Source organism: Embleya sp. NPDC001921 (assembly GCF_053594475.1).
The window spans coordinates 198,227-215,234 of the sequence record NZ_JBSFEO010000010.1; the positions used below are offsets into that span (position 1 = coordinate 198,227).

At 68.1% G+C, this 17,008-nt stretch carries 18 protein-coding genes; 8 read left to right on the plus strand and 10 right to left on the minus strand.

The features are described 5' to 3' along the window. Window positions 1-296 precede the first annotated feature (296 nt). Complete coding sequence (locus ACWCPW_RS14935) at window positions 297-461, plus strand: hypothetical protein (RefSeq protein ID WP_449761933.1); 165 nt, start codon at window positions 297-299, stop codon at window positions 459-461. Window positions 462-621: 160 nt separating this feature from the next. Here ACWCPW_RS14935 and ACWCPW_RS14940 read toward each other — a convergent pair whose 3' ends face one another. The 3 genes from ACWCPW_RS14940 to ACWCPW_RS14950 all read right to left on the minus strand — a co-directional run bounded on the left by ACWCPW_RS14940 (window position 622) and on the right by ACWCPW_RS14950 (window position 2,647). Beyond that, window positions 622-1,080 carry a hypothetical protein gene (locus ACWCPW_RS14940; RefSeq protein WP_449761934.1) on the minus strand — a complete coding sequence of 153 codons (459 nt, stop codon included), beginning with the start codon at window positions 1,078-1,080 and terminating at the stop codon, window positions 622-624. Window positions 1,081-1,674: 594 nt separating this feature from the next. Next, entirely contained in the window at window positions 1,675-2,274 is a 600-nt protein-coding gene (locus tag ACWCPW_RS14945; RefSeq protein ID WP_449761935.1) for a cysteine dioxygenase, read from the minus strand. 277 nt (window positions 2,275-2,551) lie between these two features. Next, complete coding sequence (locus ACWCPW_RS14950) at window positions 2,552-2,647, minus strand: putative leader peptide (protein ID WP_449761936.1); 96 nt, start codon at window positions 2,645-2,647, stop codon at window positions 2,552-2,554. 553 nt (window positions 2,648-3,200) lie between these two features. Here ACWCPW_RS14950 and ACWCPW_RS14955 point away from each other — a divergent pair. Next, complete coding sequence (locus ACWCPW_RS14955; RefSeq protein WP_449761937.1) at window positions 3,201-5,081, plus strand: type IV secretory system conjugative DNA transfer family protein; 1,881 nt, start codon at window positions 3,201-3,203, stop codon at window positions 5,079-5,081. Between the two features lie 99 nt (window positions 5,082-5,180). On the opposite strand, the gene ACWCPW_RS14960 is transcribed toward ACWCPW_RS14955, so the two are convergent. Further along, the gene (locus tag ACWCPW_RS14960) at window positions 5,181-5,966 is read right to left on the minus strand and encodes a WhiB family transcriptional regulator (RefSeq protein WP_449761938.1); all 786 of its coding nucleotides are present in this window, start codon (window positions 5,964-5,966) and stop codon (window positions 5,181-5,183) included. On the opposite strand from ACWCPW_RS14960, the gene ACWCPW_RS14965 reads away from it, so the two are divergent. The 6 genes from ACWCPW_RS14965 (at window position 5,967) to ACWCPW_RS14990 (ending at window position 10,650) form a co-directional block, all read left to right on the plus strand. Beyond that, a complete protein-coding gene (locus tag ACWCPW_RS14965) occupies window positions 5,967-6,578 on the plus strand; it encodes a SigE family RNA polymerase sigma factor (RefSeq protein ID WP_449761939.1) in 612 nt (203 codons plus the stop codon). Window positions 6,579-6,958: 380 nt separating this feature from the next. Continuing rightward, complete coding sequence (locus ACWCPW_RS14970; protein ID WP_449761940.1) at window positions 6,959-7,477, plus strand: hypothetical protein; 519 nt, start codon at window positions 6,959-6,961, stop codon at window positions 7,475-7,477. Window positions 7,478-7,831: 354 nt separating this feature from the next. After that, window positions 7,832-8,323, plus strand: a complete 492-nt coding sequence (locus ACWCPW_RS14975) for an ATP-binding protein (RefSeq protein WP_449761941.1) — start codon at window positions 7,832-7,834, stop codon at window positions 8,321-8,323. A 342-nt stretch (window positions 8,324-8,665) separates the two neighbouring features. Next, complete coding sequence (locus ACWCPW_RS14980; protein WP_449761942.1) at window positions 8,666-9,343, plus strand: response regulator transcription factor; 678 nt, start codon at window positions 8,666-8,668, stop codon at window positions 9,341-9,343. A 36-nt stretch (window positions 9,344-9,379) separates the two neighbouring features. Continuing rightward, window positions 9,380-9,631, plus strand: coding sequence for a hypothetical protein (locus ACWCPW_RS14985; RefSeq protein WP_449761943.1), 252 nt, complete (start codon window positions 9,380-9,382; stop codon window positions 9,629-9,631). Between the two features lie 542 nt (window positions 9,632-10,173). Further along, window positions 10,174-10,650: a hypothetical protein gene (locus ACWCPW_RS14990; RefSeq protein ID WP_449761944.1), complete on the plus strand. Its 477-nt coding sequence runs from the start codon at window positions 10,174-10,176 to the stop codon at window positions 10,648-10,650. A gap of 35 nt (window positions 10,651-10,685) precedes the next feature. Here ACWCPW_RS14990 and ACWCPW_RS14995 read toward each other — a convergent pair whose 3' ends face one another. The 6 genes from ACWCPW_RS14995 to ACWCPW_RS15020 all read right to left on the minus strand — a co-directional run bounded on the left by ACWCPW_RS14995 (window position 10,686) and on the right by ACWCPW_RS15020 (window position 16,664). Beyond that, window positions 10,686-11,378, minus strand: coding sequence for a DivIVA domain-containing protein (locus ACWCPW_RS14995; protein WP_449761945.1), 693 nt, complete (start codon window positions 11,376-11,378; stop codon window positions 10,686-10,688). Next, the gene (locus ACWCPW_RS15000; protein ID WP_449761946.1) at window positions 11,359-12,546 is read right to left on the minus strand and encodes a globin domain-containing protein; all 1,188 of its coding nucleotides are present in this window, start codon (window positions 12,544-12,546) and stop codon (window positions 11,359-11,361) included. The genes ACWCPW_RS14995 and ACWCPW_RS15000 overlap by 20 nt, the downstream gene beginning before the upstream one ends. 3 nt (window positions 12,547-12,549) lie before the next feature. Beyond that, window positions 12,550-12,972 (minus strand): group I truncated hemoglobin, encoded by a 423-nt coding sequence (locus ACWCPW_RS15005; protein WP_449761947.1) that lies wholly within the window; start codon window positions 12,970-12,972, stop codon window positions 12,550-12,552. Between the two features lie 396 nt (window positions 12,973-13,368). Next, entirely contained in the window at window positions 13,369-14,031 is a 663-nt protein-coding gene (locus ACWCPW_RS15010) for a hypothetical protein (protein ID WP_449761948.1), read from the minus strand. Window positions 14,032-14,395: 364 nt separating this feature from the next. Then, the gene (locus ACWCPW_RS15015) at window positions 14,396-15,334 is read right to left on the minus strand and encodes a DMT family transporter (protein ID WP_449761949.1); all 939 of its coding nucleotides are present in this window, start codon (window positions 15,332-15,334) and stop codon (window positions 14,396-14,398) included. Window positions 15,335-15,503: 169 nt separating this feature from the next. Further along, a complete protein-coding gene (locus ACWCPW_RS15020; protein ID WP_449761950.1) occupies window positions 15,504-16,664 on the minus strand; it encodes a hypothetical protein in 1,161 nt (386 codons plus the stop codon). Window positions 16,665-17,008: the final 344 nt, after the last annotated feature.

Genomic DNA, 17,008 nt, shown 5'->3' on the forward strand with positions numbered 1-17,008 from the left:
GCGGCTGGATCAGGGTGCGGTGTCGGGATTTACGATGCCAAGACTTGCGAGGCCGCGAGAAAATCGCGGTCAGGTGAGGATTTCCTGGTGCTTGACGATTCGCCGCATCGACGCGTATGAAGAATGCGACCGTCTTCGGGCGACGACGACCGCGCGGCCTCGGCCGGAATTCGGAGTGGTGTCGCGATCAATGCGGTCGAAGGTCCGAAGCCTCGGCCTACCAATCGCGCGACGCCGGAAGGGATTCCCGGTTGTTGGCGCCATCGTCGGCCCAGTCGCGGGAATCCGAGGAGGCCGTGGAGGGGGAGGACGACGCGGTCGTTCCTCGCGCCCGTGCCCGGTCCGCCGAAACAGCCGACGCGGACGAGGCGCCGACCACCAAGACGCCGATGGTCAACAACGCGGCTGCGTGGATGCCTGTGCTGGTAAGACGACGGTTCATCGATCTCTCCCTGGAATGAGGCTCCCGTCGAGAAGCTCCCCTACGGGAGGTACGCGTGCGTGCCCTCAGTGTCACGCTCGCTCCGGCGCGAGCACCCGGTAAAAACGCGACACAACCGCGGCGTCAGGGGAGAAGGACGCCGAGCTCGCGGCAGGCACGTCGCGATGGGCGCCCGCGCGTCACGTGGAGTGCCGTCGGGTCGGTCCGCGGGTCTGTGACCTTGCCTCGAACACCGACGCCGGATTGGGCTCCGGGTCGTACAGTGTCCAGCCGCGTGGATTGGTCCATGCTTCGTCGGCTGCCCATTGTGCCTCCTCGAAGGCCAAGTCGACGTCGTCAATGGGGTGCACGAGACCGGCACCGATCACGCAACGCGGAATGCCGGTCCGCAGCACCCGGATGAGTCGGCGTTCGCGCCAGCCGAGCGTGACCATGGCAGGCATGTCGTCGATGGCGATCTCGTGGGCACAGGAGGCGACGAGCACGACGGTCCTGTCGACGTACTGCGGGTGCGGAACAGGCCAGATGGCGTCCCAGTCGACCGCGGCCTCGATCACTCCCTCGACGAGACGCCCGGCTGTGTGCGGATGTTCGACGACAAGGATCCGGGCATGTTCGGGGAGGGCGAGCCCGATCACGGACGTCAACCAGTCTCGGGTCATGCGTGGGTATGCCACAGCACCTCAAGCCCTCCCGATGGCCTGTCATCGAAGTCGCGAAAGTGCCGTGAAACCGACCGGCGAAAGGGCACCCGACGAGCCGTTTGGGCCGCCGGTCAGGTTGCGGGTCGACCGAAATCGCCACGGACGACCGGTGTTTGTGGCCCATTGCCGTTCTCCGGATCCGCGGTTGGTCGGCCCGGCGACGCGCGCCCGCATCGGCGACGCGACATGGATCCGCGTGCGATCGCCCTGCTCAGGTTCGTGGGGCGACCCGCGACCGGCATAGGAAATTCCCGACAACCGGCGGCTCGTCCGGGTGGAGTGGCGACAGGTGAGGGTTGGGTTCATGGCCCGACCGCGTCGAATCGATCGGCTCGGGCGGCCGAGAGGATGCGGCGATGCGTCGGACGCACCGCCCTGGGGCCTGTGGTCCGCGTTGACCTGTAGTGCATCCTCCCGGCCACCGAATCGTCGGGCCGGATCACGCCCGCAGGAAATCGCTCCGTGGATACGGGCGTCTCGGGACTCGGTCCGCACGGGACACGAGTGCTGCTCCCGAAGCGCCCGATGTCACCAGTCCTCCGCGCGTTCGATGGAGTCCAGGAGGAAGTCGTTGTCGACGATCTCGTAGCGGCGCATCAGCGGCAGGGCCGGGCTGTAGAAGTGGACGGAGACGGCGTGCCTCGTCGTGGAGTCGTTGCGCACATCGTGGACGTGGGCGGGGCCGAACGGACGCCCCTGGCCTGTCGTGAGGCGGAGCGGGACCGGTTGTCGTGGCGACATCGGCACCCGCTCGCGGATCTCGGTGGGAAGCGTGCGAACGCGGACGGTGGATTCGACCAACTCGCCCCGGACGACCAGGAACGCACCGCGTGAGCCACCGTGATCGTGCCACCCCGTGCGGGACCCGGGGGGCCAGCCGATGAGCCAGGCATCGCATCCGTCCGGTGCCGAGAGGCGGATCCAAGTGCGCTCGACGCTGTCGAGCGGCAACCGGTCGATGAGGGTGGGGTCCGCGGCGGCCTCGGCCGCGAAGCCCAGGAGTGGGTCGCGTCGACGCACGGAGTCGGAGGTCGTGTCGCGTGCGGTCGCGGGATCCGCGGCGGTGCCCGACGGATGTCGAGGTCCGGGTACGACGAGGTTTTCGTAGGTGGTGGGTGGCGTGGGCATGACGAGTCCTTGGATCGCTGCTGTGGCGCTTCGCGGAAGGCTCCGTGACGACCGATCCGGTCGGGGACACCGCATCCCGAGAGAAGGCGTCGACCCATCACCGAGCGTCTGTGTATCGACGTGCGGTCGGAATCCGGAGAACAGTCGTGAGGTGCCGGAGCCTTCGAGGGCGGCTGAGAACGACAGAAGCGTCGGAGACGACCTGTCGGTGCCCGCGATGGGTGCTACCGGCCGGGGAGAACGGCGAAGGCGCGCTTGGTAAAGGCTGGAGACGAGGTCAGCGGTAGGCGCGACACAGGCAGCCCGCGTACCTGAGGAGGTCCACGTGGGCGCGTCGGAACAAGATCGTGTGACCGTTCACGGGGACGAACACAACCAGTGACGAGCGGGAACGTCAAGCCGTTCGTCGCGTGCGGCGCGTCGCCGAGATCTCCGCTGTGCGCGTGGGACGCGGTACGTCACGCGGGCTCGAGTCGCACGAAGTCGCCGAACTGTGCTTAGGATTGCCCACGCGCTCGTGCGAGCTTCGACTTCCACAGGTCGACCCGGGCGCTTCGCAAGCCCACACGTCTCGGGGGTCCACGGACATGGACACGGTCGGCGGTATGTCACGCCTCCCGTTGTCGTGCCCGGCTTTCGAGCCGGTCGGCCGACACCGCGCGTTGTGCCGTCATCGGCTCTGTCACCGCGCCGTGCCGCCGGGAACCCGCTGTCGCCGCTTGTACGCGTAGTTCCCGCCTGCGTCCGATGGCGTCCATGTCCCGTTGTGTCGAGTCGAGTTCGACACACCCACGCTCGCCCTGTGTCGGTCGGCACAGGAGCTGAGGCGCGCCGCGTCTGCGGCCCGCCGACTGGACCCCTCCCGTATCGGTGGATCTGCGCGATCGAGTCCTTCCGGCATCCGGTCGATCGAAAGCGGACAAGCAGTGAGCGCGACCCATCGGGGCCGGGGCCCCTCCGTATACGACCCTTTCCTCTTCTTCGCCGTCGTGGTGGGCGGCTTTGTGTCGATCTGCGCCTGGCTGTGGCTCGCGGCGGGCGTCGGGGCGCGATTGCACGGTGGGCACGAGCCACCATCCCCGTCGCCGGCGACGTTCGCGCTCGAGTGGATCACGGGCGACTACTCCTGGCCCGGCGCATGGGCCACCGCGGCGGCGGTGATCCTGCTCGCGGTACTGGGCGGGTTCGCGTTCGCCATCTGGTACGCGTTCCATGGTCGCGAAGTGCACAAGATCGACCGGGCCGCCCGATACCTGGCTCCCAGAAGGGAGTTGCGCGGCACGACCACTCGCGGCGCCCGCGCGGCGGCGCGGCGGATGGGGGTGCGACGTGCTGCCGGGCCAGGACTGCGGGTGGGACGCACCGTACGCGGTGGGCGAGACCTGTGGGGATCCTGGGAGGACATGCACGTGGACATCTGGGGTCCGCGCACCGGCAAGACCGCCACCCGCGCGATCCCCGCGGTGGTCTCGGCGCCGGGCACCGTGGTGGTGACCTCGAACAAGCGCGACATCCTCGACGCGACACGAAGCGTGCGTGCGCGGCGCGGGCCGGTGTGGGTCTTCGATCCGCAGGGCCAGGCGGGCGAGCCCGCGACCTGGTGGTGGAATCCCCTGACCTTCATCGGCGACAACGTGGTCAAGGCCATCACCCTGGCGTCCATCTTCGCGAGTATCAATCGCGCCCGCCACACGCGCAGCGACGGCTACTTCGAACCCGCCGGCCAGGACCTGTTCGGTCACCTGATGCTTGCCGCATCCGTCGACAAGCGACCGATCACCGACGTGTACACGTGGCTCACCCGGGCCACCGACGACACTCCGGCCCGTATCCTGCGCCGCAATGGCCACCACCTCGCGGCCGACGCGGTCGAGGGCGTGTTGACGGCCCCCTCGCGGCAGCGGGCCGGGGTGTACGGAACGGCGCTTCAGATGGCGTCGTTCCTGTCGGCGCCCCAGGTCACGCAATGGGTGACGCCGGGAGGCGACCCCGCGCGACGCGAGTTCTCCCACGCGAGGTTCGCCTCCGTGGTCGGCGGCACGATCTATCTGCTGTCCGAGGAGACCAACAAGATGGCGGCGCCACTGGTGCTGGCACTCACCACCGCCATCGCCTACGCCTCGGAAGGCGCCGCGATCGAGAGCCCGGGCGGCCGATTGGCCACGCCCACCGTGTTCGTGCTGGACGAGGCCGCGAACGTGTGCCCGTGGCAGGAGCTCCCGACCATGTACAGCCACTACGGCTCGCGCGGCATCCTGATGATGACCCTGCTCCAGTCCTGGGCGCAGGGTGCCGCCGTGTGGGGCGAGGTCGGTATGGCCAAGCTGTGGGGAGCCGCCAACGTCCGGGTCTACGGCGGTGGTGTGTCCGACACTCGCTTCCTCGCCGAATTGTCCTCCGCCACGGGCGTGTTCGAGCCCCGCACCACGAGCACCACGCGTCGATCGTCCGCGTGGTGGCCGGATTCCGTCGGACGCTCCTCGCGCTCCGAGCCCGTCCTGGACGTCGCCGACCTGGCCTCGATGCCTCGCGGCAGGGCCCTGGTCCTGATGAGCGGGAGGCGTCCGGTCCTCGTCGAGCCTCTGCCCTGGTGGCGGGGTCCGCACGCGGAGGCCGTTCGCGCCTCGATCGCGGCACATTCCCCCGCCGCCGCGACGAACCCGTGGATCGGAGGGGCGTCCGCACGGCCCGGCGCCCCCACGCGTTCGGGCACCGGCGGATCCGCCGCTCGCACCCGAACGAACAGCACGCCTCGCCCGCCCCGAATCGGACCACGCCGACCCCGTGCGGGGAACGTCGTCAGGTAGCTTCCGGCGCACGGCGGTGGACGCGACGCACGGGCGACTCCGTCGCCGAGTGCCGGGCTCTGTGTTTCGGGTGGGCCGCGTGGGACGGCGCGTGCGGGATCACCGAGACAGGGAACGCGGCCGCCGGAGCCGGGAGGAGGTCACCTTGCCATTGTGCAGACGTTCCCCGCCCCACACGCCTCTCGACTCGCCGCGCGCCAGCGCTTCGGCCAGGCAGGACCTGCGGAGCGGGCAGGCGCGGCAAAGACTCTTGGCCTCCTTGACGCTTGAGGCGGATTCGTCGAAGAACAGGTTCGGATCACACGTGTGGCATGGGACGAGACCGTCGAGTCGGCGAATGTGATCGTGCAAGTTGAGGCCCATGGACGTCTCCGCAGTGGTTTCTCGCGGCGGGCACGGTGTCACTTGTGCTGATGATCGCCGGCCCGCTCGGGCCTGGCTCGAATCATCCGGTGGCGCACCGTGGACGCCAAGAGTTCCCTCCACCCGATCGGCACGCTTGTAGGAAGGCGCCAAGTCGCGATCCCGAATCGACGACCGCCTTGATTCGGCATGGTGTCCGGGTTGCGGCGACACGTGCCGAAAGGTCGGACGCGTTTGTCCAAGTGCGCATGGCGTGTGACGCCGACCATGGGTGATACATCGTCTCGGGTTCGGTGCCCGCGGCGCGTCAGGTACAGCCGGACGAGACGGCACATCTCGTCCGGTTCCCGTCGGCGAACGGCGACCGTCGACCCTTTCGATGTGTCTCGGCGAGGACTGCAGGCGACTCGATCCTTCCGTGCTGTCCGTGACGCCTCGAATGGTGTCGACCGGTTTCGCTCCGCTGCCGCCGAGGGGTCGAGGCGTTCGTCTCAAGCCGACCCGATCGATCCCGGAGAGCATGTGGACGCTGCGGCGCAGGAGCGGTTCGCCGAGTTCGCTCGCGGTCGGCGGCTGTCTTTGACGCGATTCGCCTACACCCTGACGATGGACGTCGGCAGGGCGGAAGACTTGGTGCAGGAGGCGCTGTTCAGGCTCTGGAACGCGTGGCGGGGAAGCACGATCGAGCAACCGGAGGCGTACGTCCGACGCATCCTGGTGAATTTGGCCATCGGCTCGAGGCGCAGGAAGTGGTGGGGAGAAGTCTCGCTGGGGTGGTTACCGCAGCGTTCGGAGGAGGCCCATCTCGGAGGAGTCCACTCGGTGGACGACCGTGACGAGTTGCGCCGTGCTCTGGCGAAGCTTCCTTCGGGACAACGTGTGGTCCTGATCCTGCGCTACGTCGAGGACATGGCCGACAGTCAGGTCGCGGAACTGTTGGGCTGTTCGGAGGGGGCGGTTCGTTCGCAGGCCGCACGCGGCCTGGCGAGACTGCGCGCGGACCCGACGTTCGCCCGATACATGTCGCCATCGGAAACGGCGCACGGGTTGCCGGAGTCCCCGGCGTCGAGGAGTTCGACGAGCGTGTCCGACAGGTCCCCGGACCGACACGATCCTTCTTTTCATCGAAGGTGAAGGAGCAGGGTTTCATGCGTGGCACGCCACAGGACCTGCTGAAGGTCGCGGTCGGTGCCCTGCCCCCGGATTACATACCGACGGGGGACCCCTTGGAGCAGGTGCTCGTACGCGTCCGTGCGCACAGACGCCGCCGTCGCCGGATCGCGACGGGCGTCGCGGTCGCGAGCGCCCTGCTAGTGGGGGGCTTGGCGACCGTGTCCGCCCGCCATTCCGACGGCGCGCACGGTCCCGCGGCGGTGCGTTCTCCCGCGCCGGTGCCCACGGCGACCCTTGCGGTTCCGGCAGCGCAGGCGCGGGTGTACCAAGTGAGGGATCCTTCGGACTACCGCGGTTGGTTGGTGGGTTCGGTGGGAGCCGGTCCTGGGAGATCGTGCCTGGTGACGGAGGATGTCGCCGCTTGTTTCGACGAGAAGCTGGCGGCGAGAACGGTGCATTGGATGGTGATCACCCAACCTTGGAAGCGCGAACGGACAAGCGGGCCGATGGAGATCGGCGTGGTGGGCATCGCTCCTCCCGACGCGACCGAGATCAGGGTCTCGCAAAAGGACGCACGGAACCCGATCAGTGTTCCCGCACGCACGACCCCGACGTCGAACGGAGTCCGGTTCTTCGCGGCGATCGTGGCGAGGACGGACCTCGAGAACGTGTCCATCGAGGCCTTCGACGCGCACGGAAATCGAGTGGGTGAGAGCGCCGAAGCGTCCACGCTGCAAGCGCAGTTCTCCACCCCACCGTGGTGTGCGACTCCGCCCGAGAGCGAGGCGCCGCACACCACGGCGCCGGCTTCGCCACCCGACCCGCAAGAGAGGCTGTCGGCGCTCGCGGGACAGCCGCGCTGCGCCTCGATGCCTTGGATGGGCGTCGACGCGAGAATCACGCCGCCGCGAACCGACTGATCCCGCGCCGGGGGTGGGTCCGAGGCTCTCGTCGTCTGGACTCACGCTGCACGGGCCGCCTGAGCACCGTGGCACGGTCGGCAACTACGCGCCGGCGCACCAGGCCGACGGACCGACTCCGTCGAACGCGACAGGGAGCGGTTGAGGCGGACATATTCCGTCGATATCGCATTGAAGCTGTGATACTTCCGAAGGCTCCGTGAGCCTCATATGTCGGATATTGGCCACTTGGGCCATGTATCGCCGGCGGCACGAGCGCAGGATCGTTGATGAGTCCGCCGCGTGCTCGGGGCGACGACGGGTTCGGGATCGGCCAGTCGATGGTCGACCGGCCGTACGAACCAGGAGACGATCATGACGACGATCCGAGCACACACGTACATGTTCACCATCCCCTCGCGCGGCAGTCGTGTCGCGGGGGCCCGGCAAAGGGTCCTCACGGTCTTCGCCCGATGGGGCGTCCCGGCTCGGTCCGAGACCGGTGAGTCGATCCGCCTCGTGGCATCCGAGCTGATCACGAACGCCGTCGAACATGCCGGCAGCGTCACCCCGGACATCTCCATCGTTCTCCAGGAGCGTGACGACGGGACGCTGCGCCTGGGTGTACGCGACCGTCATCCCGGGCGACCGCGCCTGCGCACCCGTACTCGGGCCGGCTTTCCGACGAGCGGGCGGGGACTGGCCATCGTCAAGGTCGTCCTGGCCGAACTCGGAGGCCGAAGCCGCGTCGAACGCCACCAGGACGGTGGCAAGACGGTGTGGGCCGAGATTCCCTCGGACTCCGTGCCGGTGGACGCGAACCTGCCCGTCGAGGACCAGGCCTCGTCATGCGCCTCGACCACTTGAACACGACGCGTCCACGGCCGCTCGCGACCGTGGACGCGTGCCGACGCGACCGGTTCGCGATTGCCGGGCCGTGCCCCTGACGCGAGACGCCATCGCGATCGACGTCGACCCGACCCATCTCGCCCCCTGCCCGGGTGACCTCGGCAAAGATCGTTGACGGCTGCTCGTCGATCGGGCCCTCGCGCGCTTCGGCTTCCGCCGATCGCTCCCCCGGAACGCCTATTGTCGTGTTCTTCCATGCGACGCCTCACCCCCCACTGTGACACTGAGCCTCGGTTCGGATGCGTTCCGTTCACGCGTCGTCCGAGATGCCGGCTCAGGGCGGGGAGGATCACCGTCGTCATGCGTGTTCTGGTTGCCCAGAATGAGGAACACGTGGCCACCGCCCTGCGCTACGGGCTGGAGGGCGAGGGTTTCGTGGTCGACGTGGCCGTCAACGGTATCGACGCCATCTGGCTGGGCCGGGAGAACACCTACGACGCGATCATTCTCGACGTGGAGTTACCCGGTCTCGACGGATATCGGGTCTGTTCCACGCTCCGGGACGACGGCGTCTGGACGCCGATACTCATCCTCACGGCCAGATCCGGGGAACGGGACGAGGTCGAGGGACTGGACCAGGGCGCCGACGACTACCTGACCAAACCCTTCTCGTTCGCGGTACTCGTGGCGCGGCTCCGTGCCCTGATGCGCCGAGGTACGCCCGAACGCCCCGTCGTGCTCGCGGCCGGCGACCTCTCCCTCGACCCGGCCAGCAAGCGTGTGCGACGCGGGGAAACCGCCATCACGCTGACGGGCCGCGAGTTCTCCCTACTGGAGTTCCTGCTTCGCCGCCGTGGCCAAGGACTCTCCAAGCGGGAAATCCTCCAACACGTTTGGGGCGACGACTTCGTGGGTGCCTCGAACCTGGTCGAGGTCTACGTCGGGCGCCTGCGCAACAAACTCGACCGCCCCTTCGATCGGGCCGCCATCGAGACCGTGCCCGGCAGCGGCTACCGGTTGGCGGCGGACGGTGGCTGAGTCGAGGCGCGTCCGTGTTCAGCGTTCGGTCAGCGCGTGTACGCGAGGATGAGCGGCATCGGGCAGTGGCACTGTGGCCAACGCCCCTTCATGAACGGGGATTTCATCGTGAATCGAGCAGGCAGGTTCATTGTCGTGGGCGTCATGGCGGCGGCTTTCGTCGTGGGTGGCAGCAGCGGTGCCTTCGCGAACGGTACGGGCAACGACACTCCGCCCGCCCAGACGGACGGCACTCGAGTGACGAACACCGACAGCGCCGCGACCGGGACCGACAACCGCGAGTACTGAGCAAAACTGAGCAAAGCCGCACACCCGCGCATGGCCCGGGCCCTGTCGACGGACCGCCCCGACGGCCTGTCGGAGCGCGACCCCGCGCCGCCTCTTCGTCCTGACCGTCGAGGAGCGGGAGACTCGGTAAATCCGCTGATGCCGTAGCCGGCACCTCCCATACGCAAGGGGGGCCGTGCGCGGTGCCCGCCGCGGGTCTCGATCCGGTCGGCCCGAGACCCGCGGCGGGCGAACCTCCCACTTCGGGGCTCGCTCCTCGGCCGACCGCGGCCTCCTGTCGAAGGTCGCGTTTGTCCGATCCTTCGCCCAAGGCCGGGGATAGCTTGCGAGTGTCCTCTTGAACCAGCGTCGAGCGCAGCCGCCCCTCTCCGCCGGCAACCTTCGGCCCGGCACCGAACGCGCCCGTGATCGAGCCGACAGCCGGTCACGGCGAGCCACCCGAGAGCCCGGTGGACGGCGACGGTTCGTCCCGGTGGGTCGCACGTCCCGAGGATCACGAGGCCGAACGACCCACGCTGCCTCGAAGAACCACGGAGTGACCGATGTTCATCGTCTTTTCCGCATGGCGAGACTCGACGTACATTCCCCTCGCGGAGATCCTCCTGCGCCTCGGATCCCGAGGCCTGGATCTGGAATGGTCGTGCGACATCGAGGAGGCCACCCCGGGGCAGCCGCACGATCTCGAACTGGAGACCCAGTCGACGCACGAATGGATCTCGACGCTGAGGCTGCTCGCGCTGGTCACTCCCAACACCCAGATCCTCGACGGGCGGGTCGACGGCACGGTACGCGCCACCGGCGACGCCCTGCTCTCGATTCAGGCGCAGCACTCCGCGAGGTGGCGGATCGAAAGCTCGGATCCCGAAATCCTCGAACTGTTCGCCACCGCGTACCCGCCGATCCAGCGCTACTCCACGTACTACCGACGCACGGATTCCGTAGCCCGGTCGGCCTCGGAATGGCAGGCGCGCGAGGAGAGCGCGGTGGACGAGACGACGACACAGCCAACGCCACGCTGAGCGATCGCTCCGGGCGGACGGCTCGACCAACCCGGCTATCGCACATTCCCCTGATCCGCGGACATGAAGTCGGTCGTGGAGAAGCTCGTCGACAGATCCGCCAGCTTGGCCACCTCGCGGGCGAACGAGTCCGAGGCCGCGGTGAGCTGTACCTGGATCGCGTGGCAGAAGGCACGCAGCCACAGCACTTTGCGCTGCATCTCCTCCAGTTCGGCGGCGTACTCCTCGCCCGCCCGGGCTCGGTACGCGCGGGCTCCCTCGTCCGCGGCAGCCTCCGCGTTCTCGCGCGCGTGTTGCAGCAGCGCGTCGGCCTGCAGCCGGGTTTCCGACATGAGTTGACGGCAGTACTGCTCCGCCTGTGCGATGTAGGCGTCCGCCTGCTGCTGCGCCTGGGACAACATCGCGAGCGCCTGGCCGTCCGGCTTGGCGGCGGCCACCAGTGCCTTGCCGGCGTCGGACCTCGGATCGGTGTCGACGCCCTGTTGTCGGTACCAATGGCGCAGCCGATGGATCTCCGCGCGGAGCTCGGCCTTTTGCGCGTCACTCGCGGCGATGTCCTCGGCGACCCGCCCGAGGAACATCCGGACCTCCTCGACGTCATAGCCTCGACGGGCGAGCGATGCGCGGGAGAACTCGGTGGAACGGATGCCCTGCGGAGTCAGCGAGGTCCGACTTCGGGTCGCCGGCGCGGGCCGCGCCGCTTCCCCCTCACCTGGCACTTGACTCATGATCGCCCTCCGTTGACGAGTACGTGGGGGACGGCCCGGAGATCCCGTGGCCGCCGAACTCCTCGAACCGCAATCGCTCCTCGGGCAGCCCTGCGGAGCGTAGTCGGCCAAGCCCCGAGCGCATCAACTCCGGTGAGCCGCACAGGTACACCTCGTGGGTGCCCCAGGGCCCGTGGCGCAGCGCCACGTCCACGGGATCCCCGATCTCGCCTCGATAGGACGGCTCCTCGGAGATCGCGGGGATCACGGTCAGCCACTCGAACGCCTCCGCATACGCGAACATCGCGGCCGCGTCGTACAGTTCGGCGGTCCGCCGTGCCCCCATGTACAGCACGGCGCGCCTGCGGACCGAACCGTGGTCGTGCTCGATCCCAATGCGTTCGATCAGCGCCTTGAAAGGGGCAAGCCCGGTGCCGCCCGCCAGCAGCACCACGTCGCGCCCGTCGGTGCCGCCCAGCGTCAGCCGCCGACCGACGGGCGCGCCCAGACGCAGCAGATCGCCCTGTCGCACACCCTGGGCCAGGGCGGTGCTGACGCTGCCGCCGTCGACGACGCGTACGTGCAACTCCAACGTCCCGTCCGCCCGCGGGGCGTTGGCGGGAGAGAAGTAGCGCCACATCCGCGGGCGCAGCGCGGTCTCGACGGCGACGCTCTGGCCGGGGTCGAAGTCGAGTCTGGTGTCCGGGCGCACGGTCAGGACGACCAGCCCGAGGCCGCGGCGTTCGTGTCGGACCACTTCGGCGTCCCACCACGGCGGTGTGGTGCGGGCCGATTCGTCGGCCGCGTCGCACATCACCTTGGCGACACGGGCGTAGGCCGTGCGCCAGTCGTCGGCCAGTTGCGGGGTCCACGCGGCGCCCGTGAAGTGCTCCAGGGTCGCCAGGAGCGCCGTGCCGACCGCCGGATAGTGCTCGGCGACGACCGCGAACCTGCGGTGGTCGCGCCCGAGTTGGCCCAGGAAGTCCGCCAGCCGGTCCATGTCTTCGACCTGGGAGACGATGGTCCCGAGCGCGTCGATCAGCTTTCCGCGTTGCGCCGCCATGGAGACCGGGAACATCTGTCGGGTCCGAGGGTCGGCGAGGAACAGTGACGAGTAGAAGAACAGCGGGACCTGGTCGCCGTGCGCCGTCACCAGGCGCCAGCTCTCCTCGAGGCGGTTGGCGTCCACGCCTCAGCGGTCTCCCTCGGCCGCCGCGTCCTCGGGCCGGACGATGTCGTCGCGGACTTCCTCGAGGGTGGCGGCCAAGGTGTCGTGAATGTGGGTGGGCGTGCCCAACTCGGCCAGCACTCCGAGCAGATACGCGGACACCTTGTCGTAGTGCGGACCGGTCACACCGAGTCCGTCGTGCGCCCTGCCGAGCGAGCGGCCGTCGTAGGGTCCCGGGCCGCCGAGGATCGTCGAGAGCAGGAGCACCTGATGCCGCTTGACCCGCGATACGTCCGAGTGCTCGAAATACGGTGCCAACTCCTGATCCGCCAAGACCAGCCGATAGAAGTGGTCGACGGCCTCGCGGAGAACCCGGGCACCGCCGAGTTGTTCGTACAGCGTGGGTGCGGGATCCGCCTCGTCCGACGAGGCGTTCGTTTCGGACATCCGGTCCGCCTTCCTCTTTTGACACGTCCATGGACCCGGGATCGGGATGCGTCGTATCGCCCATGCGCCGGATGTCTCGACGGACCGAATCCCGGGCCTGGGCGCTCGACGAGGTGGCTTCGAACAGCCAGATCCTCCGAGCAGGCATCCCCGGGTGCTTGGATAAACGCGCCCGCGGCCGGTGGAAGAGGAGCAAGTCGCTTGCGAGCGGCCGAAATTCGCGGAAAAGTCGGTCCTGCTCCGCGAATGATGGGCGGGCGAGACGCGGTGGTCGGGCTTTGTTGTCACGCCCGCGCGTGGGCATGTCGAGGAGCCCACGAGCCGGACGGAGCGTCGGCACTCGTCGTGTGCCGACCCCAAAGGCACGGACGGTCGTGCATCACGATGCTGCGGCGGTCAACGGGGTTGCTCGACGTTGGAGCGTCGCCGCAGGCCTGCCTCAGTGGCTCGTTCGTTCTGCGTGGCCGTGCCTTCCCCGGAGCAGCCGACCGCGTCGGCCAGCGTCGGTTCGATGCCGTCGGGAAGCGCTACCACGCCGCCGTGGCGCAGATCCCCGGCGAACCACACGCGAGCGCCGACCCCCCGTCGCGCGAGATTCTCGTGGGTCTCGCGCGACCAGTGCGTGATGAGTTTGACGTAGTAGCTGCCGTCGGGACGCAGCAACCACACACACGGCCTGTCCCGCCCCCACCCATTGGGTGGGTCCATGGGCAGCACCGCGCAGGGCCAAACCTCCCAGTGGTACAAACCCAGGACGGACCGCACGCTGGGTCTGCGCATCCGGCTAAAGCTCAACAGTCCCACGACAAGCCCCAAGCCGACGACGACGACGATCGCCAACAGGGGCAATTCGATCAACACGGGCAGGCCCGATTCGTCGATCACCCCCAAGAGAACGCCGAGGAACACGGGCGAAACCAAGGCGGCTATGGCCGACAACGATCGCACCTGACGCGTTTGCAGGATGTGGGCGCGACCGATGCGTTCTTCGATGCCGGCGGTGCGCAAGCCCACCTCGGGCGATGTCTCATAGCCGAAGTCGTCCGCTGTCTGCCACATGTATCCGTCCCCCGTTGACCACGTCCTCCCGCGACTCGATCAGGCGCGGCGCCGTCCGGACGACGGCGGTCGACGATCCCGGACGCTAGCCACGGCGATGCGGGTCGAGAACGGAGAAAGACGCCATATCCGCGCCGCGTTGCGGCTCGTGCGGTCACGGTCCCGGATCCGAACTCGGCGCGGGAAGGTGTCATCGCCCCACCACGTGGACGCAGTGCCCGGACATCACGACGCGGCCGGCCCGGGCCATCCCGGCCCTGCAACCGCGCCGCGGCCTGGAGCCGGCCGTCGCGTGGTTGTCCGTCTACCCGACGCCGCAGACGGGCAGCGCGGAACGGAAGCGTCGCGTTCCCGGCACGCCGATCTACCGCTGCTGTTCGGGCGCGCTGGTCGATTCGATGGGCGGTTGGTCGTCGGCGTCTCCATCGGCGTCGGCGGGGACGATCGGAACGTCGCCGCGACGGGTCGCCAGCCAGGCTCCGGCGAGGATGAGTACGAACGAGGCACCGATCGCCCAGGTGAACCTCTCGTCCAGGACGAGGACACCGGCGACGACCGCGACGGCCGGGATGACGTACGTGATGACCGTGGCGCGGGCCGCGCCGACCTCGCGTATGAGCTCGAAGAAGAGCACCACCGCGATCGCGGTGCAGACGAGGGCCAGCACACCCAAGGACCCCAGTACCTTGGCGCTCGGCATGCGCGCGGGCCATTGCGCCGCGGCGGGCAGGATGTACACGAGCGCGCTGAAGCCCAGACACGCGACGGTCATCGGTAGGTTCGGCACGTCCTTGAGCCCGCGTTCGACGACGATTGCCGCGGCGGCGTAGCACAGCGCGGTGGCGAGTACCTCGACGATGGCCCATGGGTCGCCGCCGTCGAGGGTGGGCCCGGCGAGTACCGCGACACCACCGAATCCGACCGCGAGGCCGATCCAGCGCGCCGGGCCCATCCGTTCGGTCCTGCCGGTCAGGTACACGAGCACCGCGCCGAAGATCGGCGTCGACGCGAGCAGCAGCCCGGCGGTCGAACTGGACAACCTTCGCTCGGCGTCCGAGAGCAGCCACCAGGGCACGATGAACTCGGTCATCGCGAACATCAGCAGCGGCCACGCGTGTCCGGTGAGCCCGCGAAACCCGTTGCCGCGCAGGGCGAACGGCAACAGGATCAGGGCGGCGAGCCCGGTTCGCGCGAACACCAGTACGGCGGGTGACACCTCGTCCACCGCGACCTTGATCAGCAGGTAGGGGATGCCCCAGAACACGCACATGCCCGCGAACAACAACGCCCCACGACGACTCACGGGCGTCTCCCCTCATCTCCTCGGGTCGCCGACGTTCGTTCCCGTCATCGGTGCCCACAAGCAGGCTCATGCTCGCCGACCACCGCGCCGATGTGCCAGGGACGAACGCGACACTCGAGGCGTCGGCGCGCGGCGGGGCGCGGTGTCGTATGCGATGTCCCCCGCCGGGTCACTTGCTGTTGACCAGCGTGATGGGCTTGCCGTCCAGGGTGTTCCCGGACTGGGTGAAGGGGTAGTAGGTTTCGGAGTTCGCCGACGGCGGATATACCGGGGCTCCCTGGGGGTACGAGTGGAACCTGTTGTTGGTCACACTCATGTTCTTCGCGTGCAGGTAGAGCTGGTAATAGCCGCCGCCTCGCAACTCGTTTCCGTCGAAGACGACGTTCTCGTTCACCCGGTCGTTCCAGGTCTGTAGCATCATGATCCCCGTCGTCTGCCGTTTCGTCTCCGGATTCGGCGCGGTCATGTCGAATACGTTGTTGCGAATGACCAGGTTGCTGCACCCCATGGGGTGGAGGGCTTCGAGGTGGACCTCGGGATCCTTGATGGGCGGCGGCGGATCGAACAGTGAATTCGTCAGGGTCAGCCCGTCACACTTCCAGAAATTTCCACCTTGTCGGTAGCTGGTGGCTTGGAAGTGGGTGGAATCCGTAGCACCCCGAAAACGTGCCCTGTCGACGACGACGGTGTCGAGTCCCACGTTGTCGATGGTGCGTACGTCGATGTTCGAGAACTTCATGTTGCGCTTGACGGGAAGTGGCGCGATTCCGGTGCGGCCTCGGTTGATCGCCACGTAGCCGCCGACCTTGACGTTGGTGACCGTGACGTTGTTCGCGACGACGAACAGGTTGCCCTGGATGTCAAGGTTCGAGATCGAGGTTCCGTCGACGCTGATCTCCAGGTCGCCCGCGTGTTTCGTCAAGGTCGATCCCGGTCGGGTTCCGGCTCCCGTTCCGGTCGGGGCATCCTTCGCGGGGTTCTGAGTCGCTGACGATGCGGGCTTTCCCATGCTTGGGCCGGTGGCCCCAGGAGGCGTGGTCGTACCTGCCGGAAGTGTGGAGGCGGAGGTGCTGATCTCAGGTGACTGAGTCGGATTTGTCGAGGACGTCGCCGAATCGACCACGCCGGGGAGAGTTCGGATCGTCGGATCCGTTGAGGCGGTCTGGCGCGGCCCGGTCGCGGATACCTTCTCGGTCGACTCTTGGGAGGACACCACCGCGACGGCCGCGCCGACGGCGACGACGGCGGAGACCGTGGTGACGACGACGAGTCGGCGACGCTTGGTGGGTGCTCGGCGGGACCCGGACGTGGGGGACGACGTGCGAGACATGTGGAGACCCAAGTGTTCTCGTGGCGTTCGGGAAGTCGAAAATTCCCGCTTTGAAGTGTTGTGCGCGGACTCGATGGCAACCGGCCCGAGGCGGGCGGCCGTTCGAAATAATGCGATATCCGGTTTAGGAATTCAAGACCGGAGAAGCCTTCGGTGTGCTCATCGATTGAGCGGCGCATTTTTACTATCGAAGTCGCTTTGTGAGTCTCGAATCCGACGACGATTACCGACAGCGGATGTCGCGAGCGCGGTTGCGGTGCACACGTCGTCGGCGTTGGTGTGGGCGAAGCTCGCAGTCGCGACAAAACCATCCCGTCAGCGGCATCTCGGTCGACAAGTTCCCG

What these genes read in the sequence shown, in the direction of transcription:
- ACWCPW_RS14975 (WP_449761941.1), top strand. Translation starts at nt 7,832, where the DNA reads ATGACGACGATCCGAGCACACACGTACATGTTCACCATCCCCTCGCGC.
- ACWCPW_RS14945 (WP_449761935.1), bottom strand. Translation starts at nt 2,274, where the DNA reads ATGCCCACGCCACCCACCACCTACGAAAACCTCGTCGTACCCGGACCT.
- ACWCPW_RS14980 (WP_449761942.1), top strand. Translation starts at nt 8,666, where the DNA reads ATGCGTGTTCTGGTTGCCCAGAATGAGGAACACGTGGCCACCGCCCTG.
- ACWCPW_RS14995 (WP_449761945.1), bottom strand. Translation starts at nt 11,378, where the DNA reads ATGAGTCAAGTGCCAGGTGAGGGGGAAGCGGCGCGGCCCGCGCCGGCG.
- ACWCPW_RS14960 (WP_449761938.1), bottom strand. Translation starts at nt 5,966, where the DNA reads ATGCTCTCCGGGATCGATCGGGTCGGCTTGAGACGAACGCCTCGACCC.
- ACWCPW_RS15010 (WP_449761948.1), bottom strand. Translation starts at nt 14,031, where the DNA reads ATGTGGCAGACAGCGGACGACTTCGGCTATGAGACATCGCCCGAGGTG.
- ACWCPW_RS14990 (WP_449761944.1), top strand. Translation starts at nt 10,174, where the DNA reads ATGTTCATCGTCTTTTCCGCATGGCGAGACTCGACGTACATTCCCCTC.
- ACWCPW_RS15005 (WP_449761947.1), bottom strand. Translation starts at nt 12,972, where the DNA reads ATGTCCGAAACGAACGCCTCGTCGGACGAGGCGGATCCCGCACCCACG.
- ACWCPW_RS15020 (WP_449761950.1), bottom strand. Translation starts at nt 16,664, where the DNA reads ATGTCTCGCACGTCGTCCCCCACGTCCGGGTCCCGCCGAGCACCCACC.